Origin of the sequence: Yoonia sp. I 8.24 (genome assembly GCF_022096995.1) — a bacterium.
Taxonomy (GTDB): Bacteria; Pseudomonadota; Alphaproteobacteria; order Rhodobacterales; family Rhodobacteraceae; genus Yoonia.
In genome coordinates this window covers 441,726-466,879 of the sequence record NZ_JACXGQ010000003.1, presented here as the reverse complement: position 1 = coordinate 466,879, position 25,154 = coordinate 441,726, and the positions used below count along the sequence as shown (strand labels likewise).

Sequence of the window (25,154 nt, the reverse complement as noted above, 5' to 3'; positions counted from 1 at the left end):
CCGCTACTCCAAATGCAGATAGACCCGCCGGTTTTGGCGGCCTTTCTTTTCAATTTTGCCAATCCGAACGCGACCAATTTCGCGCGTATTGGCCACATGGGTGCCCCCGCATGGTTGCAGATCAGCGCATTCATTGCCAACCCCAATCCGCACGAGCCGAATTTTGCCACTGCCGCGTGGCGGCTGCACCGACATGGTTTTTACCAATTCGGGCTGCGCGTCCAATGCGCTTTGTGTGATCCATTCACTGCTGACATCCATGTCGCAGGCGATCAATCTGTTCAAATCATCTTCCAATCCGGTCTTATCGGCGGGGGCCTCTGGCATATCAAAATCCAAGCGCCCCTTATCGGCAGCAATCGATCCGCCTGACACTGGCAGCGGAATGACCACTGACAACAGATGCAGCGCCGTGTGCATGCGCATCAAGCGATGGCGACGGTCCCAATTGATATCTTGAGTAACAACGTCACCTTTGTTGGGCATCTTTGCTGGCTCGGCTGGGATCAATACAACGGTATCATCTGGTCCTTTGACTGCCGTGGCGATATCAATCGCCCCATCATCCCAAGTTAACGTGCCGCTGTCCCCGGGTTGCCCGCCCGAGGTCGCATAGAACACCGTTTGGTCCAGAACGATCCCCCCTTCGGAGGTCACGGCAACCACCCTGCCCTTTGCCGCGCGCAAATACGGATCATCGCGAAATAGCAGGTCGGTCATGTCTTGTCTCCGTGCAGGGCTTCGGGGTTGCGCAACCAAATGTCACGCTGCGCAAAGGGAATTTCGATCCCGGCTTCGGCAAATCTTCGGGCAATTTCGATGTTTATTTCTGATTTAGTGACCAGCACATAGTTCACGTCCCGCAAAATTGCACGGATCTCAAAATCCAATGAATCCGCACCAAATGCGGTAAACAGAACCGTTGGTGGCGGTGTTATGACGACCAGCGGATGCGCCTCTGCAACTTCGCGCAGGATCTTCGTAACCTGATCGATATCCGTGCCATAGGCTACACCAACAGGAACAATGACCCGCCCAACAAGGTTCCCGCGTGTCCAGTTCGTGACTTGTCCACTGACCAAATCGGCGTTTGGCACTATCACGTCGGTCCGGTCGAATGTCTCAATGCGGGTCGAACGCACAGAAATCGCACGCACATAGCCCATATGGCCGCCCACTTCGATCCAATCTCCCTCGCTTACGGGGCGTTCGATCAGTAAGATGATCCCGGAAACAAAGTTAGAGACAATATTCTGCAGGCCAAAACCAATGCCCACAGATAAGGCACCGGCGACAATTGCAAGGCTTGATAAATCAAGCCCCGCGCTCGTAATTGCGACAATCGCAGCTAAAATGATCCCGACATAGCCAACCCCAGCGACAATCGCGTTTTGCCCACCCAGATCAAGCCGGGTACGCGGCAAAACTGTCTTGCGCAGCGTGCCTTGGATCGTGCGGGTCAGCAGATACCCAAGCCCGAACACAATCGCGAATGTTAAAAAGTCAGTGGGTGAAATCCGGGTATCACCCACGGAAAACCCATCACGGAACCGCGCCCAAACCTCGATCAGATCATCCACACGCGCGCCCCAAATCAGCGCAATAACAGGCAAGGCCACAAAATAAAGCGCCAGATTAATTGCCACAGGCACCAAGGCCATTGTGCCTGTTTTTGGGGATTCCTCCTCATCATTTGGCGCACTCAATTCATGGACAAGACGCTGTGTAATCAAGAGCATGCCGATGACACCCAGCGTATAAAGCCACGACAACATCAGGTCGCGTCCTGCACCGAACCCAAACGCAAGCATCAAAGGGGCAACGGCGGCGACGGCGATGGAGAAATTCCCCACGATTGGGCGTACGCGACCAGCCGAAAAGGGAAGCCCCGCGGTTTCAATGGGCTTCGATCCAATCGCTTTCCCCAAACGCCAGAGCAAGGCCCCCAAAATCACAATAACGGGCAGAGTAATTGCCGAAACGACAGCTGGGTCTTCGTCGATGACCCCGATCGCTGCATCTAGCAATGCTCCAAAAGCCAAGACCCAACCTATCGCCAACCCATAGCGCCGCACCCGCGCACGGCCTTCCATACTATATCCCAATTGCCCGGTATCTTGTCCCACCGGGAACAAATGCCGGCCTACCCACCACGCAAAAACCACCGCAAAGCCCGCGGTTGGTAGTGTCCCTACCACGGCATCGCCCACAAGCCCGAACACCTCTAAGGTCTGCAAACCAACCGTGAGCATGAACAAGCCCAGCACCGGCACAATGATCTGCACCAACGACAGTAAGAACAGCCATAGCGGTACAAACCGTATCTGTGACTGTGCCAAATTCATGCGCCATTTCGTGACCCGGCGACGCCCGGTTCCGATCAGCGCAATCGCGACGATCAAAAAGACGGACGCCCGTGGAATATGAGAAAGCAGCGCTCCGGCGGCAACATGTGCGGAAAACCCTGCTTGTGTTTCCACTGCGATGGTAACGCCGATATTCCAAACCGCCGCAACAGCCGGTCCGAAATATTGCGGTTTCAGCGGGCTTTCACCACGTTCGGTCAACGCATCAGCTTGCTGCTGCAAAACCATCACATCAAATTCGCTGATAAGCCCATTTGCACGCGCATAGCTTTCTTCGGCCAATAGACCCGGCGCGGCCAATGCTTGTCGTTGCGCAGCCAATTCTGCGCGGCGATCTGCGATTGCTTCCGCCTCGTCTCCGTTTTCTGGCGCAAGGCCGAGCGCCGCTATCTGCGTGTCGACAGTTTCCAACCGCCCGGCGTTGATGGTCGTGTCCGCCAAAAAGCGGTCTCGCCAGATAACAAGCTCTGCGCGTAGGCGCTGAATGGCAAAACGAGATGCATCTTCGCGTCCCGCCATGCTTTCAGCGCGGGTGGCGACCTGTTCCCATGCCTGCGTCTCTGTTTCGGTCGCATCTTGCGCCGCCCCGACCAATGGCCAAAAGCACGCAAGGCACAATATCAGAACAAAGCGGCGGATCATGCGGTTTCAAACACCGCCGGTAGATCAACATTTGCCTCAAGCCATTCAGGTACGGGCAGGTTCTTTTCGCGCAAAAACGATGGGTTATACAATTTGGACTGATACCGCGTGCCATAGTCACACAAAACCGTCACAATCGTATGCCCCGGCCCCATCTCGCGCGCCATCTGCATTGCGCCTGCGATATTCACCCCTGTTGAGCCGCCCATGCACAGACCTTCATTTTGCAAAAGGTCAAACACAATTGGCAACGCCTCTGCATCTGGAATGCGGCAGGTGAAATCGGGTGTGAACCCTTCAAGGTTTGCGGTGATCCGGCCTTGCCCGATCCCTTCGGTGATCGAGTTGCCGGGGTTTTCTTCACCAGTATAGAGCTTAAACAGCCCGGCGCCTTCGGGATCAGCAAGACCCACTTTGACCCCTTTGGGCTGCAATGCCATGCCGACGCCTGCAACTGTCCCGCCAGACCCGGCCGCACAAATGAATCCATCGACTTTACCGCCGGTTTGGTCCCAAACCTCCGGGCCAGTGGTTTCAATATGCGCTTGGCGATTGGCTACGTTGTCAAATTGATTGGCCCAGATCGCCCCGCCAGGCAGCGTCGCCTTGAGCTTTTCCGCGAGACGTCCAGAATAGCGCACGTAATTGTTAGGGTTTTTATAAGGTACGGCAGGCACTTCGACCAATTGCGCACCCGCGAGCCGCAGCATGTCTTTCTTTTCTTGGCTCTGCGTTTCAGGGATCACGATGACGGTCTGAAATCCCATTGACGCCCCAACAAGCGCAAGCCCGATGCCGGTATTCCCTGCCGTCCCTTCGACAATCGTGCCACCGGGTTTCAGATCACCGCGGGCAATCGCATCCTTGATCATGAACAACGCCGCCCGGTCCTTGACCGATTGACCGGGGTTTAGAAATTCGGCCTTGCCTAAAATCGTACAGCCGGTCGCCTCTGATGCGGCGCGCAGCTTAATCAGTGGCGTGTTCCCAACAGCATGGGCAAGGTCATTTCGGATGGTCATGGTGGCGCCTTTCATTACGTCTACCCTGTGTAGAACCGCGCAGGCATGAACTCAAGCCATCGCGCGCAGCCGATCACGATGGCGTGCAAGCCAATTGAGCATCAAAACCAACGGTCCCACCTGAATTTCACCGCTATCGGCTAGCGCCAAAGCCGCGTCAAATGACATGGGATGCAGGCGAATATCTTCGCCCTCTTCAGCAAGGCCACCCAAATAGGATGTCGTTTGCGGCAGATCACATAGGCCAATGTAGGTGTAGAAATAATCAGTCGTGGACCCCGGCGAAGCATAGAACGCACTGATGGGTTCGAGATGCTCAAGCGTCACCGCCGCCTCCTCAAAGGCCTCGCGGTGCGCGGCCTGTTCCGGCGTTTCCCGCGCATCCACAATACCCGCCACGGGTTCAAGCATCCACGGATTTGGATCATCGCGCATCAGCGGCCCCATGCGGACTTGCTCGACCAAGATAACTTTGTCGCGTACCGGATCATATGGCAGCACAAATGCCGCATCGACCGCGATGAATACCTCGCGGTGCAATCTATCTGATCGGGTGCCATCAAAGCGTCTATGATGCACATCAATGTCTTGCATCCTAAAAAACCCGCCCCGCGGTGGACGTTTTGCAACAACCCTGATGTCATCGGTTCGCGGATTATGGCGCAGCGTCGCTGGCGCCGGCCGTGTACGATGTTTGGCCCAAGCCCGTGATTCAATCATTGGCCACATACGCCGCAATGACTCGGGCGATGGCAGCGGATCGTGCGAAAACACCTCTGCTGCTGCCAGTAATGCGGGTGCAAGATGATCTGCCTCCCACACGGCAAGCGACCAAGCCTTTTTGTCTGCGATGATACCGTCCGGTGGCATGTAGCAGGTTACCGGAGTTTGGCCGCCTGTGGCCGTAACCAAAACCGTTTCGGTCGCATACCCAAATGCGCGTTCATATAAATCTAACCGCGCAGCTTGCGCGGCATTCACCCCACGATAGATAACACCGTCTACAGCCTGAGCACTTGATGGCACGATGAAGGGCACAACATCCCCGGCCACGCCAAAACGGACATAGCCATCAAGCTGTGCGGCCTCAGTTACGCAGGGATTACCCCCCGCGACGGCACAAAACAGCTGTTCCGACATCAACGTGCCGTAAACAAAGATATCCATAAACTAGGGGAACCGTTTTGCGACGTATTCGGTTGCCCACGCACACAGAACCCCACCAATCAGCACCGTTGCAATCATCTTGACGTCGACGAAGTAGAGCGCAAATTCAAAGGTTTCAAGAAAGGACGCCATGATTGCTTCCATGGGGCCATCATAGACCATACGCATGGCTTGCGCCATCATTTGGAAGAAACCCATGATATACAGAATGCAGAACGAAAACAAAAACGCCATGGTCAACCCCTGGCCCGTCGCTGCGTTATAGCCTTTCCCCGCATGGGTTCCGCAGATTGTCCAGCCAAAGAAAAGTCCCAAGCCAGCGCAAACAGGAATCAAATAGCCTGGCGCGTTGGATTCAGGGAAATATGGCACAGAAATACCGGCGACGTACCAGCCATAGAGAGCAAAAAATACGGCTCCAGCGAGCCGTCCAGCAGTTGGCATCAGAATTCTTCCTTGTCTTTTCACATCCCGCCGCAATCACATACGACAAGGATAGTTTCACCAGCATTTTCCGTGATCACATCGCACCATGCAAGGGCACAGCAAAAACTAGGTCGGTCAAAACCGAGAACTGACGTGATTTCTAAGGATTTCAAATTGAGAGACGGATATGGAGCGCGAAAAATCACCGCCTTTACCAATACAAATCAAAGCCTTACAGCCCAAATATCACATATCAATACGCGATGGGGCCGCATACACGGGTGTTGCGCGTTTGCCCCCGCAGCAGCGCATAAACCAACTGGACCAAAACCAACACAGGCCCAATCGGAATATTTTCGCGCATCACCGCAGACGGGTTAGCCGTTCACATCCACAACAACCCGCCCTTTGATTTGACCTTTTAAGATATCGCGCCCCAGAGCTGGCAAATCTGACAGCACAGCCGGGACGATCATCGCCTCTAGTTTTTCCATCGGAAGATCCTTTGCAATACGTTCCCACGCGCGCAAACGGTTTTCATAGGGCTGCATTACACTGTCGATCCCCAAAAGGTTCACGCCGCGCAGCAAAAACGGGATGACCGTGGCTGGCAAATCTGCGCCACCTGCAAGCCCCACGGCCGCAACCGAGGCACCATATTTCATCTGCCCCAAAACACGCGCAAGCATCGCGCTGCCGACCGCATCAATACACCCGCCCCATGCTTCAGCCTCCAGCGGTCGCTTTGTCGTCTCGTTGATGTCTTCACGCGCTACGATCTGAGTTGCACCCAAGGATTTTAAATAATCCGCCGTTTCGGGGCGCCCTGTCACCGCCGCGACCTCGTACCCCAACTGCGCAAGAATAGCGGTCGCAACAGACCCGACACCGCCTGCAGCCCCAGTGACCAAAACGGGCCCATCCTTGATCCCATGATCTTCAAGCGCCATAACCGCCAGCATCGCGGTGAACCCAGCAGTTCCCACGGCCATTGCGTGGCGCGTATCGATGCCCGTGGGCAATGGCACCAGCCAATCCGCTTTGACCCGCGCTTTTTGGGAATACCCACCCCAATGCGCTTCACCGACACGCCAACCGGTCAATACAACCTTGTCACCGGGAGAATACCGCGGATCGTCTGAACTTGCGACGGTACCTGCGAAGTCGATGCCGGGGATATGCGGGTAGTTGCGCACCAGACCGCCACCAGGGCCGATACACAACCCATCTTTATAGTTTACGGTCGAATATTCGATATCCACGACAACCTCACCCGCAGGCAATTGGGCGATATCAATCTGTTGGATATTTGCAGAGGTTTTCCCATCCGCATCTTTTTCGACCATCAAAGCGTTGAACATATATGCCTCCCGATTAGCGTTTCTCGGACTGGATCAGTTTTGGGGCAAAAAGGGAAGGTCTGTATCGCCGGGTTTTTCACCTGCAGCTGTCAGCATCGCATGTACTTGTCCACGGTGATGCGTTTGATGGTTAAATAATTGCATCACACAGATCGCCACAGGCTTTGCAAAATCGCGCTGCATCGATCCCGAATACCAATGTAGATCACCTTCAAGATCAGCAGGTTGGAGCGCATCCGCCCAAGCAGCTATACGATCATCCATCTGCGCCCGCTTTGTATCCCAGATATTTGCATCCACAGTAAGCGCTGTGCTATGCGGAATCGTGAGCTCTGTACCCTGCCCGCCATCAAAACGGCTGATCCAGAGCGTATCCCCCCAAAGTAAATGGTTCAGCGTGCCCATGATAGAGCCAAAAAACGCGCCCCGATCAAGCGTCAACGCCTCAGGTGTCATGCCACTTACGATTCGACGCTGCCCATCATTTTGCCAGCGGTTATACGCAGCCATTGTCCGACAGTAATCTACTGTAATCATGGGTCCAGCCCCTTTGTTTGAAATACTTACGCGACTGTGCAGTTGTGTTTCGCACTATTCTAGTCAGTTCATACCAAGTCTGTATACTGCCGTGCCACCGCGTTTTTACTGTTGCCGTTCTCGTTTGAAACGTAGGGTGGATCTTGATCCACCCCTGCGACGGTTTAACCTTTGTCATCCCGCGAAATTACGCGTAGAACCCGCCGCATGATCCTGCGTGCGCTTATCAGTGTAACTCTTGCGCTTGCTCTGGCCTTGGTTGGCTTTGGGCACCAATCGGTTGCACCCAGCGATGATGGGCAGGCCACAGCCTATGTGCTTGCCGGTGGGTCTTGGGCCGATATTTGCGGTGATTCCGGTGATCCGCGCGATGGCGGCACCCATTGTCAGGCCTGTGTTATTTCACAGACCTGCGCCTTGGACGCGCCTACGCAAATGGTGATTGCCGCTGGGCAGGCACTGCCGCTTCATGTTGTCACGCCACGAACACTTAACCGTCTTTCAACAGTTTATTGGGCACATGGTGCACGCGCACCGCCGCTGGCGTAGCTTACCCCATTCCCCAATTTCCCAATATTTGCCTAAAGGTGACCCCCTAAGGCGCTGATGAAAGACTGAAAAATGAAATTGAATACACTGTTTACCGCTGCCGTTTTGTCGCTGACTGCCTCTGTTGCGCTGGCCGAATCTGAAATTCACGTGATGGATACCACGGTGTTTGAAACCGCCCCGACAGCCATGGCGGGTGGCGGCTTTATGCAGATCATGAACCACGGCGACACCGATGATAAGCTGATCGATGTGCGCGCCGATTATCCACGCGTCGAAATTCACACCACCGAGTTCGAAGATGGGGTCGCAAAAATGATCCATATCGAAGGCATCCCGGTACCCGCAGGCGGCATGGCCACGCTTGAACCCGGCGGTTTTCACGTCATGTTCATGGGCCTACAGGGCACACCGTTCGTATTGGATGAAATAATCCCCGCGACATTGGTATTTGAACACGCCGGCGAGGTTGAGGTCATGTTCAAAGTTGTCGCCCGCGGTGAACATGGCAACATGAACCATGGCGAAATGAACCACTAAATCCCTGCGCGCCTTGCCTCTGGCAAGGCGCAACACCCCCACAAGGAGAGAGCAATGAAAGCTGCCATTATTGGATCGACCACGCTGGCCGTTGCGGCGGGGCTTGGGTTTTACACTTGGACTGTATCCCAGAACGCGAACGGGGTGCCTTGCGGGGATACCTCCGTGGCAAGTGCCGCAATTGGTGGGCCGTTTGAACTGGTCTCGGAAACCGGCGAAATGGTGACCGACATTGATGTCATTACCAAGCCCACTTTGGTTTACTTTGGGTATACCTTTTGCCCTGACGTTTGCCCGCTCGACAGTGCGCGCAACGCTGCGGCCGCCTATATCCTCGAAGACCAAGGGCACGACATCGGCACTGTCTTTGTCACCATCGACCCTGCCCGCGACACGCCGCAAATCGTTGGCGATTTTGCAGATAATTTCCACGATGAAATGATCGGGCTGACAGGCACAGCAGAACAGGTCGATGCGGCTTCAAAAGCTTACCGGACCTATTACCGCAAGCAAGAAGGCGACCCCGAATACTATCTGGTCGATCATTCAACCCAGACCTACCTGATGTTCCCTGAAACCGGATTTGCGACCTTCTTTAAGCGCGACCACACGGCCGAACAGATCGCAGAAACCACCGCTTGCTTTATTGATCAGCTGAGCTAGTAAAATCCCCTGCGCCATTTGATCTAGCGCAATGAAATGGGCGCAGGGGTCTGCCATGACCGGGGTATGGAAGATATTGCACGCCTACGCGAACGTGGGCTTTTTGACGCCCGCGTGCCCCGCTACACCAGCTACCCACCCGCCACCGCGTTTCACGCGCAGGTCGACGCTGACTTTCAACACGACTGCTTGGGCAAGCTTGACCCGCACATCCCGGTTTCGGTCTATGTGCATATCCCCTTTTGCGAGCGTCTGTGCTGGTTCTGCGCCTGCCGCACCCAAGGGACCAGCACCATCGCGCCGGTTGAAACCTATCTAACTTACCTGAAAGCAGAGCTTGCGTTGCTGCGCGATAGCCTGCCTGACGGCGTGCGCATGGGCGAATTACATTGGGGTGGCGGCACGCCAACAATTCTTCCCCCCGACATGATCCGCGCGCTTGCAACGGCCATTTTTGACGTGTTCCCACCGACCGATAATCTGCGGTTTTCGGTCGAGATCGACCCGACCTTGGTTGATGATGCCAAAATCGCGGCCCTTGCCGATATGGGCATGACGCGCGCCAGCATTGGCATTCAAGACTTTTCAACGGACGTACAGGCCGCGATTGGGCGCGAACAAAGCTTTGAAACCACCCGTGTTTGCGTCGATGCGCTGCGGGCCGCAGGGATTGGGTCGCTCAATGCGGATCTTGTTTACGGGTTGCCGTTTCAAACCACTGATAAGCTGGCCGATACAATCGAAAAGGTCCGCGCGCTTGATCCCGACCGGATCGCGCTATTCGGCTATGCGCATGTGCCAAACTTTGCCAAACGGCAAAAACTGATCCCAGAATCCGCCCTGCCCGCCGAAGAAACCCGCTATCACCTTGCCCAACAGGCCGCGCGGGCCTTTACCAGCATGGGCTATACGGCCATCGGGATCGATCATTTTGGTAAAGCCGACGACAGCCTGACCCGCGCCCATCATACCGGTCATTTGCGCCGCAATTTTCAAGGCTATACGGATGATGCCTGCCCCACGCTGATTGGTATTGGCGCGTCATCTATTTCGCAATTTGCGCAGGGCTATGTCCAAAATGCCGCCGCAACCGCCGCCTATACGCAGCGGATCGAATCCGGTGCGCTTGCCGGGCACCGTGGCTATGCAATGACCCCAGAGGATCAAACCCGCGCAGCCGCGATCAATATGCTCATGTGCAATTTCGCAATTGATATCCCAAGCCTCAGCACACGCCCTGGTGGCGCGGCATTGGCCCCGATCCACGCCGCCATATTAGAAGAATTTGCAGGTCATGTTGTCCAAGATGGCAACCACCTGCGGATCACAGCAGAAGGGCGCCCGCTCACCCGGATTATCGCACAGCGCTATGACGGGTTCAGCGATATCACAGCGCAATATTCTCAAGCATCATAATACGTTAGAACTGGTAACCTACCGAGGTTGCGATGCTGATGTCATCCGTGCCACTGGTGACCGCAACATCCGTCAAAAGACCCGTTTCAAACGCATAGGTCAGCTTCGCCCCCACCAGCGGATCATCCCCTTGTGTCTGGCGTAAAAGCCCGATCAGCGACAAGTGGCTATCCACTGGGGTTTGGGCAAATAGCTCTGCGACATGGGACGCGCCATTCGCATCCCCCGCATAAAGCCCCAGCCCCAAATCCAAAGCCCCCATCGTGCGGATCAGCTGCGCTTTGGCGTTCCAGTCTATTGCGTCAGCTTCCGAAACGGCCTCTATCCCGAAGTCCAATTGCCAGCCGGCAGCGGTTTTGCGCGCCCCTGCCCCCGCGATAACAATATCTGTGTCAGGCACACCGTGCAGCGAAAACGCGGTGTCGCCAATGCTGTAGGCAATGCCATAGGGCAAAAATTCTGATTCCGTAAAGACGCCAGATGTCGCCCGACTACGTGTCGTCGAAATCGACTCCAATGCCTGCCGTGGCATCACCTGCGTCAGGCCAGAAATAGCATATCGATCATAGGCCGGACGCGGAAAGCCAAGTTCGACCTTATGCCCATCGCGCTGCCATGTCGCTGCGGCATAGGTTTCATGTAGCCGCCCAACGACACCAAACATCCCTAACTCAGCGCCCCACTGACCCTCGAGGGCCCTGAGCGTGAAGTCACCATATATGTAGCCAGTCGTCAATTCGTCAGAGGTTATGGCTCCCGATGAAACCCATCCCTCTGCACTGCCTTGGGCCGTCAAAGGCGCCGAAAAGCAATGAAAACAAAAGATCGCAGCGATTCCACTGCGGGCCAAAACAAACATCCAAAACACCTATACCTCGCATGATCGTCGCTTAGTTCTTCAGGTGTGCACTGGCCAGAGCCTGATCATCAACTTCTTGTTAACGGCATTTCTTGCCCCGTGACTGCCTAATTCATATGCGCTTTTCTTACGCAATGCCTCTTGCGAAGCCGCCTGCAAGTCCCTATCTGTTGAATGTCCTTCGGGACTATGGATATAAACGCGCTCGTAATAAGCGGATCGGACCAGGGGGCGGTACCCTGCGTCTCCACCAATCACTCCTCGGTCAACTCTCATTTGGGGTATGGCTTAGGGCACATGGGGACGAAATAGGATCGACGAACGTCTAAAGGGGTTTGCTTTATCTCGGTGAGTTACCACCGTTATCGGTACGATAAAGCTAGTTGCAAATGACAACAAAGCACCGATGGCTCTCGCAGCGTAAGCTGTGCGAAATATCGAAACCTTAAGTCCTTAGGCTTGCAGCCTCTGGCGGGGTCCGCAGGTACCTGGCAACAGAAACCTGCACCTTCCCATTCTTAAAATCGCCTGCCATGATGGGCTTATGCGTCTGATCCCTTCACTATTTGCACTGTTATGCGCGTCACCTCTCGCGGCCTGTGACGTGGCGCTAGTGCTGGCAATAGATGTATCCAATTCCATCGATTCCGCTGAATACCGGCTGCAAATAGATGGCATGGCAGATGCATTGCGCGACCCTGAAATTGTGGAGGCATTGGTCACAGGTGATGTGGCCATCGCAGTTATGCAGTGGTCGGGCGCGGACGAACAACAGCTTTCGATTCCCTGGACGCAAATCCGCACGACATTTGACGCAAGCCTTCTCGCCGACCGTGCGCGTTCGATCGAGCGGGCCTATACACTCTCAGGCACGGCCCCAGCCGAGGCGATTTATAGCGCATTGGATCTCTTCGCCAGCGCACCAGCTTGCACGCGGCAGGTCATCGATATTTCAGGTGACGGCACCCCCAACGCCGGAAGTAACGTCAACTTTGCCCGCGTGGCGGCAACGCGTCAAGATGTCACGATTAACGCGATTGCCATCGAATTTCTGGGTCTCACGATAACAAGGTTTTACAATAGCCGGGTAATCACGCCCGAAGGATTCGTGATGACAGCCCGGACACACCGCCAATATCCAGAAGCAATCAGAGCGAAGATATTACGTGAAGTAAGCAAGGTAATAGGCTGATATTGAAACATGAATTGATACGCGTGTTCGGGCGCATTGGATTGCTTTCATTTGGCGGCCCGGCCGCACAAATCGCGCTCATGCATAAAGAATTGGTCGAAGACCGCCCTTGGCTCAGCGAGGCGGAGTTTCTGAAGGCCCTGTCGTTTTGCATGCTGTTGCCGGGGCCCGAAGCGATGCAGCTCGCGACATACGCGGGTTGGAAACGTGGTGGCGTCGTAGGCGGGCTCATTGGTGGCGGGCTTTTCGTGATCCCCGGCGCTTTGGTCATTATGGGGCTGGCGTTGGCCTATGGCGCCTATGGCAACCTGCCATGGGTACAGGCCCTGTTTTTAGGCGTGAAAGCCTGTGTTGTGGTCATCGTCATCCAGGCTCTGCTGAAAGTGGCAAAGCGCGCGATCATTGGGCCTGTGCAGGGGCTGATCGCCTTGGGCGCATTTATCGCGCTGTTCTTGTTCGCGTTGCCGTTCCCCCTTGTCGTTCTCTGCGCGGGAGTAATCGGGGCGATCACGCTTACAGGTGCAAAAACCGCCCAGAAAAACGTGCTCCCCAGCCTAAAACAGACCCTCAAGACAATCGCGATCGGCACGCTCCTTTGGGCCGCGCCATTGGTCATCTTGGCGGCGTTCAACCAGTCATTTTTGATTGAAATTGGGTTCTTCTTTTCGAAATTGGCGGTCGTTACATTTGGCGGAGCCTACGCCGTTTTAGCCTATATGACGCAAGAGGTCGTCGTGTCGTATCAGTGGCTTAGCACGGCGCAGATGATGGACGCGCTGGGACTTGCAGAAACAACGCCGGGGCCGCTGATCCTTGTGACGCAGTTTGTGGGCATGATTGCGGGCATGGCGCAAGGCGGTATCGGATTGGCGCTTTTGGCGGGTATGCTGACGCTTTGGGTTACCTTTGTGCCCTGCTTTATTTGGATATTCGCAGGCGCGCCTATGATCGATTGGCTCGATAGCCGCCCACGGTTACGCGGCGCGCTGTCTGCCATCACCGCAGCGGTTGTCGGTGTCATCGCCAATCTTTCCTTGTGGTTTGCCATACATGTGTTTTTTGAAACAGTAAGCACCCTGCGTTGGGGGGCGATCACTGTTGTTTCGCCCGAATTTGGCACCTTGCAACCTATGGCGGTTTTTCTTGCATTGCTTGCGGCCTTACTTCTGCTTCGGCGGAACTGGCCATTGCCTCTTGTCTTAGCAATCACCGCTTTTGCAGGGCTCGTTACGCTCGCAAACTGATAACGGCTCTTTTCACTTGGTGAAAAGCTCGTATGCTAGGGCAATCACAATTGGGGAAGTGACCGTGACCAGCACCATCGACTATGGAAACCTTATGCACCGCGCAATGCGGAGCCTAATCCAAAATGTGCTGACCGATGTGGCCAAGGATGGTCTGCCGGGGGAACATCATTTCTTTATCACCTTTGACACGATGCACCCCGACGTCGAAATCGCTGATTGGCTGTCAGACCGCTATCCCGGCGAAATGACAGTGGTGATCCAACATTGGTTTGACGATCTTGACGTCACCGACGAAGGCTTTGGAATCACGCTAAACTTTGGCGATAACCCTGAACGGCTTTATGTGCCATATGATGCGATCCGTACGTTTGTTGACCCATCCGTCGAATTCGGGCTGCGCTTTGAATCTCCAGAGGATGACGAAGACGGCGATGCCGATATTCTTGAAATCGACGAAGCCCCGATGGACGAAATGGTCGAACCTTCACCTGATCCGCAAGAACGCAAAGAGGCCGAAGTTGTCAGCCTTGATCAGTTCCGTAAATAGACCAAAGCCTTGCGATCTGGCCTGTCGCGGCTTAAACCCCCATTGATCATTTTTCATAAGGGTATCCATCATGACCGCCACACGCACAGAAACCGACAGTTTTGGCCCGCTTGAGGTCCAAGCAGACCGTTATTGGGGTGCGCAAACGCAGCGTTCATTGATGAATTTCCCGATTGGCTGGGAAAAGCAGCCCGTTGCGATTGTGCGCGCACTTGGCGTTGTGAAACAAGCCTGCGCCATGGCCAACAAAGAGCGCGGTAAATTGGACGCGGACAAGGCTGACGCGATGATCGAAGCCGCGTCGGAAGTTGTTGCGGGTAAGCTTGACGATCATTTCCCATTGGTCGTCTGGCAGACCGGGTCCGGTACCCAGTCCAATATGAACGCCAACGAGGTTATCAGCAACCGCGCGATCGAAATCATGGGCGGCGTGATCGGGTCGAAAGATCCGGTTCACCCGAATGACCACTGCAACATGGGTCAGTCATCAAACGACACATTCCCCACCGCCATGCATATCGCTGTCGCCACCACTGCGCGCGACGTGCTGATCCCCGGATTGGAAAAACTGCACGCCGCATTGATCGAAAAACAAGAAGAATTCAACGATATTATCAAAATCGGCCGCACCCATACAATGGATGCGACCCCTTTGACATTGGGTCAAGAATTCAGCGGCTACAGCCACCAGGTTGCGATGGGCTTGCGCCGGATCAAAGCCGCCCTACCCGCAATTTACGAATTGGCCCAAGGCGGCACCGCGGTTGGCACCGGGTTGAACACGCCCAAAGGTTGGGGCGAAACTGTTGCGGCGAATATGGCGGAAATCACAGGTCTCCCCTTTGTCACCGCGCCAAATAAATTCGAAGCCCTTGCCGCGCATGACGCATTGGTTGAAATGTCAGGTGCGTTGAAAACCGTGGCATCGAGCCTTTATAAAATAGCTTGCGACATACGGATGCTCGGCTCTGGCCCGCGTTGTGGTCTGGGTGAATTGATGTTGCCTGAGAACGAGCCGGGCTCATCTATCATGCCGGGCAAAGTAAACCCAACCCAAGTCGAAGCCATCACCCAAGTCTGCGCCCATGTCATGGGCAATGATGCGGCCGTGGGTTTTGCCGGGTCACAAGGTCACTTTGAACTCAATGTGATGAAGCCAATGATGGCCTATAACGTCTTGCAATCTATGCAACTTATCGGTGACGCCTCTGCAACATTTACAGATAACTGCGTCGTTGGTGTTCGCGCGGATCGCACCCGTATCGAAAAGTTGATGCGTGAAAGCCTGATGTTGGTGACCGCTCTGGCGCCGACCATTGGCTATGACAACGCAACAACCGTTGCCAAAACTGCGCATAAAAACGGCACCACGTTGAAAGAAGAAGCCATCAACTTGGGCTTTGTCGATGAGGCGACATTCGACAAGGTCGTGCGCCCCGAAGATATGATCGGCCCCAAGTGAAGCCCATCAACCTAAATCAGGCCCGCAAAGCGCGCACCCGCGCCGAGGCCAAAGCCAAAGCGGATCAAAATGCGATCCGCTTTGGCCGCTCAAAGGCTGAACAGCTATTGGATGCGGCACGCGAACAGCAAGCCAGCGATCGGCTCTCACAGTTGAAATTCGAAGATGAGTAATCACGCGCGCCCGGTTAAGCGCTCGCTCACACTTCGCGGGCACCGCACAAGTGTTTCGCTCGAAGATATATTTTGGGATCAGTTCCGACTAATTGCAGACCAAAACGGAAAAACCATCAATGGTCTTGCCGCAGAAATTGACGAAAGCCGCGGAGACATCGGTCTCGCATCGGCTTTACGGGTCTACGTATTAGAAAAAGCGCTTAATCAGTCTTTTGAGTAAAGTGCGCCGCGCAGGCTGCCTAACTCTGCGCGATCTTCGCGCTCTAGACGGTTCAAACGCGCTGGCTTTACCACTTCGCGTGGCTCAGGCTTTGCAGTGAACATTTTAGCGACGTCTTGACGTGAAAGCTGTTTCTCAGCAGTCGACGCTTTCTTTTCAACTTTCGCTTTGCGCCCAAAGAGACCACCGATACCTTTTTTGGAAGAACCTGGAAGTGCGATAGTCATATCTGTTCTCGTCTCGCTGAAAGTTAACACTTGATTAAGATCGCGCTCTTTTGCGTCTCTCATTACCTTATCCTCGGAGGTAGCCAAATGTCGACAAAAACCCCGCGTTACACTTAACTGTGAGCGAATTCCTGCACAATCCAACATAATCAGGGCGAAAAGGCGCCATATTTCCGTCAGAATTCAAAACCTGCGCCACTTTTTTAATCATTCAGTCAAATTCACGTATGCAATCGCGGCACGATTCGCAGCCAGATTCCGTCCTCAGCACGCACTGTCAGATGGGCAACCGGGGTGGGGGTTCGGTCTTGCGGCAGGTGAAATTCATGATTCTTGAGCAGATTCGCGAGCAACGTCACCCCTTCGATCATCGCGAATCCCGCGCCGGGGCACACACGCGGTCCTGCTGAAAATGGCATAAACGCAGTGCGCACGCAGGATTTGCCATTCTCACTCTGCCAGCGGTTTGGGTCAAACCCATCGGGATTGTCCCAAAGCCGATTGTGGCGGTGCAGATGCCACGGCGAGAGCACAATTTGCGCCCCACGTTTGACCGCGCGATCACGAAACCGCGTCGGCGCATAGGCTTCGCGCACCATCATCGGCACTGGCGGATAAAGTCGCAGTGCCTCGCGGAACACATCGCGCGTGATCTTTAGCTGTGACAGACTGGCAAAATCCCCGTCAAACTGCGCGGCTTCGGTAGCCACCTTTTCTTGCCATTCAGGGGCGCGCGCCAAAAGATACAACGTCCAAGCCAAAGCTGAAGCGCTTGTTTCATGCCCCGCCAGAAAGAAAATCGCGACTTGATCCACCATTTCTGAAACACTAAATGTCTCGCCGGTTTCAGGGTCCTGCGTCGTCATAATTTTTGTCGCCAGATCATCGGGCGCGGTTCCTGCCGCGATCATTTCCAACCGTGCAATGGTCAGTTGCGTGATCAACGCGCGAATATTTTTTGCTGAACGTCGCGTTGCTTGGCGAAAGAACCGTGGCATCCAGCGCGGGCCGGGAATGAATGCTGCAAGGTTCAGGATCGGCTGAGAGCGCTGATAATTGCGAAATTCAAGAAAGACCTTTTGCGCGGTTACATCTTCGATTGGCAGGGAAAAAAGTGTGCGAAAAATGACGTCGGCGGCAATATGGCTGGCGATGGCCTCTATCTCTTGGGGGGTATCATCCGCGACCAACCGTGCCGCCCCCGCCTGCCCCGCAGCAAAAATGCCCGGAAACGTATCGCGCAGCCGTCCGCCTTCGAATGCGGGATCAATAATGCGCCGCTGCCGTTTCCAAACCGCACCATTGGTCAAAAATACGCTTTCGCCCAACAGCGGCCGCAACCCAGCAGAAATCCGGTCCGACTTTGGGAAATCATCTGGATGGGTTTTCAACACGGTTTCAATCAACTTAGGATCATTGATCAGATAGCTGCGAAAGAACGGCGTGCGAAATTCGGCCATCCACGCGCGGTAAAGCTTGGCGGGCTGCGCCGATAAAATATCGCGCCGAAACAATCGCAAATATCGCCACAGCGAGACTTTATCAGGGCGCGCGGCTGGTTTGGGCGGCAGATCCGTCATTCAGCCAAAACGTTCCTATATTTTGATGCAACCACATCGATCCGCGATTTTGAAGGGGGCCGCCCTTGATAACGCGCGCGCAGTGTGAGTGGCCCCGCGGTAATCTGAAAGTAATCGTAATCTTTGGGCTGATCAAAAGCACAAAGATATTGGAAATGCAGCCGAAAGAACCGCCGGCGCAATGCCTTCCAACGCGCAGGCGTCAGACTTTGACTGAAAGCGGCAGAGATAACCAAGGGCCAGCGCTTGCCCGGCGGGGCCACCCCGGTGACCGCAACAGGATCGCAAAGCGCAAAACAACACCCGTCGCCGGGGGCCGTCACATCGACCCATGTGATATTTTCTTGGGTGCTTAAGAATGCAAGATCCGTCCTGAGCCGCGTGGCGCGCGGCAAGAATGACACCATCGGCACCACCTGCCCCAATGACAAAAACGCAAGCTCCGGGCCCTCTACTGGGACCTTGTCCGCCCGGATCAAATCGGCCAAAACGGTCACTGCTAAATGTGCACCCGATGAGTGCCCGACGATCAAGACCTCATCCACATCTTCTTGAAAAGCCGCCGCAATCATATCGCCAAACTGGGCCATCCGCGTATCAAGCGCCTCTGGAATTTTCCCGGCGCCGCGCGCAGAAAACGCGTAATCATGCATCAGATAATGGGCGAACAGCTTGCTATCTTTGGATTTGAACCAGCGCAGCAAGAAAACGGTGACTGCGCCCCAAAGTACATATTTTACGGCAAACCCGAGCCACCCAAGGGCTACCGCAATTACTTGTACCCCTGTAACAGCGCCCAACCAGACGAGACCGGCCTGAAGTGTATTTCCAAGGAAAGCCCCAATCCCCAATGCCGCGACCAATTGCAATAACAGCATCCCAACCGGATAAAGCGCCGCAATCACCGGCCCTTTGCGCATCCACATCAGCCGTCGTAATGTGCCTGTACTGATATAAATCCACGCCGTTTGCAAAAGTTGCCAGTAGGTCGCAAGAATGGATTGCGCCATACTATCGCGGACAATGTCGGACCAAACCAAAACATCCACGCGGGCCAATACCGTTTGATCATCAATTTTTGCGCCTGCGATCCAGCCGAACGTCGCATCAGTGGCGCGCGCCCTTACATCAATCTGGTACCCGCTGATTTCGGCCTGGGTCTGGCTTTCGCTCCGATATAATTCGCGGTAACGGCGCGGCGGCATAGGGTCATATCCGGGGATATGAAACACCCGCCGTCGTTTGACCTGTTTACTGGGCGTATCCATTGCCGATCCTCATCGCTTTGCCTGTCTGCAAGCTAGCGGATCACAATCGAAAACATAAGCCTTAACCAATGGCAGCCAAAGCCGGGAAACGTTCGAGCAGCCAATAGCTCATCGCGGCGAACTGCCCGGTCAACATCATCAGCCCCACAGTCCACAGCAGCAGGCCAGAGGTGCGTTCAATCTTATCCATGTGACGTTTCATCCACCCCATCGCTCCCTTCAGACACGGAAAGAACGCCGCGACAAGCAAGAACGGAATGCCAAGGCCAATTGCATAGACCGCAAGCAACGCCGTGCCGCGGCCGACGCTTGCCTCTGATGCCGCGAGACTAAGGATCGCACCAAGGATCGGCCCTAAACACGGCGTCCAGCCGAATGCAAAAGCCAGCCCAAGCAGATAGGCCCCAAAGGCGGACCCGCCTTTATCCCCTGCATCAAGCCGCATTTCACGGTCCAAGAACCCAATCCGAAAGACCCCAACAAAATGCGCACCCAAAACCATCACCACGACGCCTGCGACCGTGTTGAAATGATCTTGGTATTGCAAGAACGCGCGGCCCATCGTCGAGAACGCAAGCCCGAGCAAAATAAAGATGGTTGATAGCCCCAGCACAAAAAAGAGAGCGGCCACCAAAACCCGGCGCCGTGCAGCAGCTTGTTGTTCCAATTCGCTGACCGACACACCGCCCATATAGGCCAAATATGGGGGCACCACCGGCAAAACGCAGGGGCTAAGAAACGACAAGACCCCAGCCGCCAAGGCGACAAACATTGCAGGGATCAGGGCCGCGTCTAGAATTGTGGTGGCTTCAAACATCTATATACCTCTGCCCCTTTCCTATGCGGTCGCGCGGGTTAGGTCACGCACCCAATTGTCACATCTTAGTGGACATTTTGAAATATCAGCCCTAATCGCAACCTATGACATATGATGCTGATCTTGATGCGCGGGGCCTGTTGTGCCCGCTGCCTGTTCTCAAAGCGCGCAAGCGATTGCAAGCGCTGCAATCCGGGCAAATCTTGCGGATGGTCGCCGATGATCCCGCAGCTATCATCGATGTGCCGCATTTTTGCGCCGAAGCCGGGCATCAGCTACTCAACACGCAAGACATCGATGGCGCCCAAGCCTATTTGATCCAAAAAGCCTAAGAAACGAAAAACGCCGCCCGAGTTCTGGGGCGGCGTTCTTATGTTTCGTGTAAGCTCGGCTTAGCGTCCGAGTGACCACCAGCCTTTGCGCTTTGGCTTCGCAGGTTCATCCGTTGCAGGTGCCGGTGTTTCAACCGGCGCAGGGGCCGCAGGTTCTGGCGTAGCTTCGGCGGCTGGTTCTGGCGCAGGTGCTTCGGCGACTGGTGCTGTCACTTCTGGCGTTGCTTCAGCTTCGGCAGGCTCAGCTGCTTTTGGCTTGGGCTTTGCACGGCTTTTACGCTTTGGCTTCGGCTTTTCTTCCGGGGCGGCTTCTGCCTCTGCCTCAGGGGCGGCTGTTTCAGTCTCTGCTTCCGGCTCGACCGCGACAGGTTTCTTACGTGTGCGCGTGCGTTTTTTCGGCGCAGGCTTTTCATCAGCCGCGACCTCAGCGACGGCCGCATCCGTTTTTACGGCGTCACCTTCAGCCGCAGTCTCAGCTGATTTCGCAGCAGGTTTACGTTTGCGTGTGCGGGTCCGCTTTGGCTTCTCCTCTGCGGCGGGCGCGTCAGTTTCTGGCGCATCTGTAACCTCTGTCACCGGCTCTGGCGTCGCCTCGGCCTCTGCGGCGGGCGCGTCAGATGCCTGTTCACCGTCAGCTTGTGGGTTTTCACCATTGCCATTGCCATTCCCACCCCGACGCCGACGGCGCCGACGGCGTTTGCGCTTGGGACGGTCTTCCGCATTTTCATCGCTTGTGGCGACCTCGTTTTGATCTTCTTCAACCTCTGTCACGACATCATCGTCGTCGTCCATAATGACGGTTGAGGTCACAACTGGCGCAGCCTCTGGAACAATGCGGGTAGCGGTTTTGAACTTCTCGATCGCGAAGTCGGGTGAGACAAGCGTTGGGTCACATTCGATGCGCACCGACAGGCCGTAGCGCGCTTCGATCTCGCCGATATGTTCACGTTTCCCGTTCATCAAGAAGTTAGCAATGGAGATCGGCGCTTTGACCAATACTTCCTTGGTACGACCGCGCACGCCTTCTTCTTCAAGCTGACGCAAAATCGCGAGCGAGACGTTATCGTCCGACCGCAACAAGCCCGTGCCGTGACAATGCGGACACATCTGCGTCGTCGCCTCGAGCATGCCGGGGCGCAGACGTTGGCGCGACATTTCCATCAGGCCAAAGCCAGAAATCCGACCGACCTGAATACGGGCGCGGTCTGTTTTCAACTTTTCCTTAAAGCGCTTTTCGACGGCCGTGTTATTGCGGCGCTCGTCCATGTCGATGAAATCGATCACGATCAGCCCAGCCAAATCGCGCAGACGCAACTGGCGCGCAACCTCATCGGCGGCTTCAAGGTTCGTCTTCGTGGCGGTTTGTTCGATCGAGCCTTCTTTGGTGGCGCGGCCAGAGTTCACATCAATCGCGACAAGCGCTTCGGTGATCCCAATGACAATATAGCCGCCGGATGGTAGTTGGACGGTCGGGTTAAACATGCCGCCCAAGTAGCCTTCGACCTGATAGCGCGCATAAAGCGGCAGCTGTTCAGTGTAGAATTTCACGTTTTTGGCATGCGACGGCATGATCATTTTCATGAAATCTTTGGCTGTACGGTAGCCCGCCTCGCCCGCGACGATGACCTCGTCGATTTCTTTGGAATAAAGATCGCGGATCGAGCGTTTGATCAAATCGCCTTCTTCATAGATCTTTGCAGGGGCGACAGATTTCAACGTCAGCGCGCGGATCTGTTCCCACATGCGTTGCAGATATTCATAATCGCGTTTAATTTCCGCCTTCGTGCGCTGCGCGCCTGCCGTGCGAATAATCAGACCTGCGCCATCTGGCACGGTCATTTCGCCTGCAATTTCTTTCAGCTTTTTGCGGTCCGCAGGGTTGGTGATTTTACGGCTGATGCCGCCACCACGCGCGGTGTTTGGCATCAGGACGCAATAGCGACCTGCAAGCGATAGATAAGTTGTCAGTGCCGCGCCTTTGTTGCCGCGCTCTTCTTTGACAACTTGGATCAAAAGAATCTGGCGAACGTTAATGACCTCTTGGATTTTATAACGTTTTGGGCGTGGTTTGCGCAATGGGCGCACCTCATCAGTGTCATCCTCTTCGGCGACACTTTCGATGCTGTCATCTTTACTTTTTGCGTCGATGCGTGGCTGCTCGTCTGTTTCATCATCCGAGCTGTCATCATCGGTTTCGGGTGTTTCAACAGGGGTATCTGCCACCAGAACCATCGGGGAATCCCCCTCGCCTGCGGCATCAAGATCGATCGTTTCCATACCCGCAATATTACCCGAAGTTTCTTCTTCAGGTGTTTCGGCTTGTAATTCTTCAACATCTGCAGTCACGACCGCATCATCGGTTTCGACGACGGCTGGCTTTGGCTTTGCACGGCTGCGGCGGCGTTTTGGCTTTTCATCTTCGGCTTCAGCTGCGGCCTTCAGGCTTTCGGCATAGGCTTTTTCTTCTGCGATCAACGCTTCGCGATCAGCGACCGGGATTTGATAGTAATCGGGATGAATCTCTGAGAACGCCAAGAACCCATGACGATTGCCACCGTAGTCCACGAATGCGGCCTGTAGCGATGGTTCGACGCGTGTTACCTTTGCGAGATAGATATTGCCAGCTAGCTGGCGCTTAAATTGGCTTTCAAAATCAAATTCTTCGACCTTGTTGCCGTCTACGACTACAACGCGGGTTTCTTCCGCGTGTGTCGCATCGATGAGCATTTTCTTTGGCATATTTTCCGTTCGCACGTAATCCGATAGCCGCCCCAGGGGGCGCCGCAGTTCGGGTTACATGTCTGATTAAGGCGATCTGCGCGCGGGCAAATACGGGGCCCCTCAGGGCCGCTGCATCCTTGCCTCTATGTTGCGCGCGTTTCATCGCGTTGCTTCTCCGACCTTGGTTGTCCAAGGCCCGTTCAGGGCCCGGTCGGCATAGAAATTCGCGCGACCAGGGCGTTCTTCTGATCCCTTGGGATCAAATCAGCTGCACCACATTCGTTTGTTCAAACCGGGCAGAGAATTCTAGATCGGACCTCGACGCGCAACCATCGCGCGGGCGTCCGTAGACCATACATAGTGTAGGAAGGTCACAATGCACAAGAGGTTGCGGTAAACTGTACCAAATATTTAAATATTAGATGACTGTTTCCAAATTGTACGGGCGCGGTTTAGTGGCGCGCCCGTAAGGTTGTTACAAATAGTCAGACCGTTGCAGGCCATATTTGGCCATTTTTTCGTTCAACGTCCGACGCGGCAGGCAAAGCTCTTCCATAACCGATACGATCGATCCGCGGTGCCGCCGCATGGTATTGTCGATCAGCATGCGTTCAAAAGCCTCAACAAACTCTTTCAGCGGCTTGCCTTCGGTTGTCATGGCCGGCTTCATTTCTTCGGTATCTGCCATCAACAAGGATGCGATAGATCCCGACCCGCGCCGATTTTGCAGCACAGCCCGTTCGGCCACATTGATCAGTTGGCGCACATTGCCCGGCCAAGGTGCCTGCAAGAGTTGTGCGGCCTCTTGCGCGCTCACTTCGGGGGCGTCACAACCGTATTCGTCCGAGAACTGCTCGCTGAGCCGTGTGAACAGCGTCAGGATATCTTCACCGCGTTGCCGTAGTGGTGGGACAGTGATCCGAAGGGCCGCGAGACGGTAAAACAGGTCTGGGCGCAACACGCTTTCGCAGGTTTTATCCTGTTCTTGCAGATTGCAGATCGCAACGATCCGCGTTTCAGCGGGCGAGCCCTGTTCATTGATCGCTGTCAGCAAACGCGACTGTAGCGCGTGGCTCAATGCTTCGATGTCTTCAAGCACCAAGGTGCCTCCGCGGGCTTCTTCAATTGCTGGGATAGGTTCATCGTCGCGCGCAGGCCCAAAGATCACGCGACCTAGCGTTTCTTCGTCGTAAGCCGCGCAGCTAAGCAGCACAAACTTCTTGGAGGCACGCGCACCCACAGCGTGGAGCGCATGGGCCACCAGTGTTTTACCTGTGCCCGTTTCGCCTTCGATTAAAACATGGCCATCGGCCTGCCCCAAATCTAAGATATCTTCTTTCAGACGTTCCATAACAGGTGATTGTCCGATCAATTTCTTGATCAGCGCCGTTCCATCCGACAATTCACGTCGTAGCGCGCGGTTATCAAGCGTAAGGCGACGGGCTTGCGTTGCTTTCTTGGCGAGTTCCGTCATCCGGTCAGGATTAAAAGGCTTTTCAAGGAAATCAAACGCGCCGACGCGCATGGCCTCTACCGCCATGGGAACGTCCCCGTGACCTGTGATCATGATCACAGGCAACGTGCTGTCGATGCCTTTGATTTTTTTCAAAAACTGCATGCCATCCATCCCCGGCATACGCACATCGGACACCACGATACCGGGGTATTCCGTCCCAAGCCCCTTCAGCGCTTCTTCGGCGGAAGCGAATGTGTCTGTCTCAAACCCAGACAGCGTTAACCATTGGCTAATTGACTGCCGCATATCGGTTTCATCATCAACAATCGCTACTTTCATCGCCTTATTCATTTGTCTTAAT

Annotated in this window: 25 protein-coding genes and 1 other RNA gene; 12 read left to right on the top strand and 14 right to left on the bottom strand. The window is 54.9% G+C overall.

What is annotated here, in order from left to right; all coding sequences use genetic code 11:
- Positions 1-3 precede the first annotated feature (3 nt).
- The 7 genes from Yoon_RS08060 to Yoon_RS08030 all read right to left on the bottom strand — a co-directional run bounded on the left by Yoon_RS08060 (position 4) and on the right by Yoon_RS08030 (position 7,521).
- Entirely contained in the window at positions 4-720 is a 717-nt protein-coding gene (locus Yoon_RS08060; RefSeq protein WP_238111626.1) for an alanyl-tRNA editing protein, read from the bottom strand.
- Positions 717-3,008 carry a DUF3772 domain-containing protein gene (locus tag Yoon_RS08055; protein ID WP_238111625.1) on the bottom strand — a complete coding sequence of 764 codons (2,292 nt, stop codon included), beginning with the start codon at positions 3,006-3,008 and terminating at the stop codon, positions 717-719. The genes Yoon_RS08060 and Yoon_RS08055 overlap by 4 nt, the downstream gene beginning before the upstream one ends.
- A complete protein-coding gene (locus tag Yoon_RS08050; protein WP_238111624.1) occupies positions 3,005-4,030 on the bottom strand; it encodes a cysteine synthase A in 1,026 nt (341 codons plus the stop codon). Before Yoon_RS08050 ends, Yoon_RS08055 begins: the two co-directional genes overlap by 4 nt.
- A gap of 51 nt (positions 4,031-4,081) precedes the next feature.
- Positions 4,082-5,197: a gamma-glutamylcyclotransferase gene (locus Yoon_RS08045; RefSeq protein ID WP_238111623.1), complete on the bottom strand. Its 1,116-nt coding sequence runs from the start codon at positions 5,195-5,197 to the stop codon at positions 4,082-4,084.
- Between the two features lie 3 nt (positions 5,198-5,200).
- Entirely contained in the window at positions 5,201-5,641 is a 441-nt protein-coding gene (locus tag Yoon_RS08040; protein ID WP_238111622.1) for a TrgA family protein, read from the bottom strand.
- Between the two features lie 359 nt (positions 5,642-6,000).
- Positions 6,001-6,984 carry an acryloyl-CoA reductase gene (gene acuI / locus Yoon_RS08035; RefSeq protein ID WP_238111621.1) on the bottom strand — a complete coding sequence of 328 codons (984 nt, stop codon included), beginning with the start codon at positions 6,982-6,984 and terminating at the stop codon, positions 6,001-6,003.
- Between the two features lie 33 nt (positions 6,985-7,017).
- Entirely contained in the window at positions 7,018-7,521 is a 504-nt protein-coding gene (locus tag Yoon_RS08030; protein WP_238111620.1) for a DinB family protein, read from the bottom strand.
- 207 nt (positions 7,522-7,728) lie between these two features.
- Here Yoon_RS08030 and Yoon_RS08025 point away from each other — a divergent pair, with 207 nt between their 5' ends.
- The 4 genes from Yoon_RS08025 (at position 7,729) to hemN (ending at position 10,689) form a co-directional block, all read left to right on the top strand.
- A complete protein-coding gene (locus Yoon_RS08025; protein ID WP_238111619.1) occupies positions 7,729-8,070 on the top strand; it encodes a hypothetical protein in 342 nt (113 codons plus the stop codon).
- 72 nt (positions 8,071-8,142) lie between these two features.
- A complete protein-coding gene (locus tag Yoon_RS08020; RefSeq protein WP_238111618.1) occupies positions 8,143-8,610 on the top strand; it encodes a copper chaperone PCu(A)C in 468 nt (155 codons plus the stop codon).
- Positions 8,611-8,664: 54 nt separating this feature from the next.
- Positions 8,665-9,273, top strand: coding sequence for an SCO family protein (locus Yoon_RS08015; RefSeq protein WP_238111617.1), 609 nt, complete (start codon positions 8,665-8,667; stop codon positions 9,271-9,273).
- A gap of 66 nt (positions 9,274-9,339) precedes the next feature.
- Complete coding sequence (gene hemN / locus Yoon_RS08010) at positions 9,340-10,689, top strand: oxygen-independent coproporphyrinogen III oxidase (RefSeq protein WP_238111616.1); 1,350 nt, start codon at positions 9,340-9,342, stop codon at positions 10,687-10,689.
- Positions 10,690-10,693: 4 nt separating this feature from the next.
- On the opposite strand, the gene Yoon_RS08005 is transcribed toward hemN, so the two are convergent.
- Complete coding sequence (locus Yoon_RS08005; protein ID WP_238111615.1) at positions 10,694-11,353, bottom strand: hypothetical protein; 660 nt, start codon at positions 11,351-11,353, stop codon at positions 10,694-10,696.
- 332 nt (positions 11,354-11,685) lie between these two features.
- Here Yoon_RS08005 and ssrA point away from each other — a divergent pair.
- The 7 genes from ssrA (at position 11,686) to Yoon_RS07970 (ending at position 16,392) form a co-directional block, all read left to right on the top strand.
- Positions 11,686-12,057: a transfer-messenger RNA gene (ssrA, locus tag Yoon_RS08000) on the top strand.
- A 35-nt stretch (positions 12,058-12,092) separates the two neighbouring features.
- Positions 12,093-12,740: a DUF1194 domain-containing protein gene (locus tag Yoon_RS07995; protein WP_238111613.1), complete on the top strand. Its 648-nt coding sequence runs from the start codon at positions 12,093-12,095 to the stop codon at positions 12,738-12,740.
- Positions 12,740-13,984: a chromate efflux transporter gene (gene chrA / locus Yoon_RS07990; protein WP_238111728.1), complete on the top strand. Its 1,245-nt coding sequence runs from the start codon at positions 12,740-12,742 to the stop codon at positions 13,982-13,984. Before Yoon_RS07995 ends, chrA begins: the two co-directional genes overlap by 1 nt.
- A 64-nt stretch (positions 13,985-14,048) precedes the next feature.
- On the top strand, positions 14,049-14,534 hold the full coding sequence (locus Yoon_RS07985; RefSeq protein WP_238111612.1) for a ClpXP protease specificity-enhancing factor SspB: 486 nt from the start codon (positions 14,049-14,051) through the stop codon (positions 14,532-14,534).
- Between the two features lie 70 nt (positions 14,535-14,604).
- Positions 14,605-15,996 carry a class II fumarate hydratase gene (gene fumC / locus Yoon_RS07980; protein WP_238111611.1) on the top strand — a complete coding sequence of 464 codons (1,392 nt, stop codon included), beginning with the start codon at positions 14,605-14,607 and terminating at the stop codon, positions 15,994-15,996.
- Positions 15,993-16,169 (top strand): DUF4169 family protein, encoded by a 177-nt coding sequence (locus Yoon_RS07975; RefSeq protein WP_238111610.1) that lies wholly within the window; start codon positions 15,993-15,995, stop codon positions 16,167-16,169. The genes fumC and Yoon_RS07975 overlap by 4 nt, the downstream gene beginning before the upstream one ends.
- A complete protein-coding gene (locus Yoon_RS07970; protein ID WP_238111609.1) occupies positions 16,162-16,392 on the top strand; it encodes a ribbon-helix-helix domain-containing protein in 231 nt (76 codons plus the stop codon). Before Yoon_RS07975 ends, Yoon_RS07970 begins: the two co-directional genes overlap by 8 nt.
- Here the strand turns inward: Yoon_RS07970 and Yoon_RS07965 are convergent.
- The 4 genes from Yoon_RS07965 to Yoon_RS07950 form a co-directional block, all read right to left on the bottom strand.
- Positions 16,377-16,682, bottom strand: coding sequence for a hypothetical protein (locus Yoon_RS07965; RefSeq protein WP_238111608.1), 306 nt, complete (start codon positions 16,680-16,682; stop codon positions 16,377-16,379). The genes Yoon_RS07970 and Yoon_RS07965 overlap by 16 nt on opposite strands.
- A 158-nt stretch (positions 16,683-16,840) precedes the next feature.
- Positions 16,841-18,199 carry a cytochrome P450 gene (locus tag Yoon_RS07960; protein WP_238111607.1) on the bottom strand — a complete coding sequence of 453 codons (1,359 nt, stop codon included), beginning with the start codon at positions 18,197-18,199 and terminating at the stop codon, positions 16,841-16,843.
- Positions 18,196-19,467 (bottom strand): hypothetical protein, encoded by a 1,272-nt coding sequence (locus Yoon_RS07955; protein ID WP_238111606.1) that lies wholly within the window; start codon positions 19,465-19,467, stop codon positions 18,196-18,198. Before Yoon_RS07955 ends, Yoon_RS07960 begins: the two co-directional genes overlap by 4 nt.
- A 61-nt stretch (positions 19,468-19,528) precedes the next feature.
- Positions 19,529-20,284, bottom strand: a complete 756-nt coding sequence (locus Yoon_RS07950) for a cytochrome c biogenesis CcdA family protein (RefSeq protein ID WP_238111605.1) — start codon at positions 20,282-20,284, stop codon at positions 19,529-19,531.
- Between the two features lie 104 nt (positions 20,285-20,388).
- Here Yoon_RS07950 and Yoon_RS07945 point away from each other — a divergent pair, with 104 nt between their 5' ends.
- Positions 20,389-20,616, top strand: coding sequence for a sulfurtransferase TusA family protein (locus Yoon_RS07945; RefSeq protein ID WP_238111603.1), 228 nt, complete (start codon positions 20,389-20,391; stop codon positions 20,614-20,616).
- 60 nt (positions 20,617-20,676) lie between these two features.
- Here the strand turns inward: Yoon_RS07945 and Yoon_RS07940 are convergent, their stop codons facing one another.
- Positions 20,677-23,355 carry a ribonuclease E/G gene (locus tag Yoon_RS07940; RefSeq protein WP_238111601.1) on the bottom strand — a complete coding sequence of 893 codons (2,679 nt, stop codon included), beginning with the start codon at positions 23,353-23,355 and terminating at the stop codon, positions 20,677-20,679.
- Between the two features lie 457 nt (positions 23,356-23,812).
- A complete protein-coding gene (locus Yoon_RS07935; RefSeq protein WP_238111600.1) occupies positions 23,813-25,144 on the bottom strand; it encodes a sigma-54 dependent transcriptional regulator in 1,332 nt (443 codons plus the stop codon).
- Positions 25,145-25,154 lie beyond the last annotated feature (10 nt).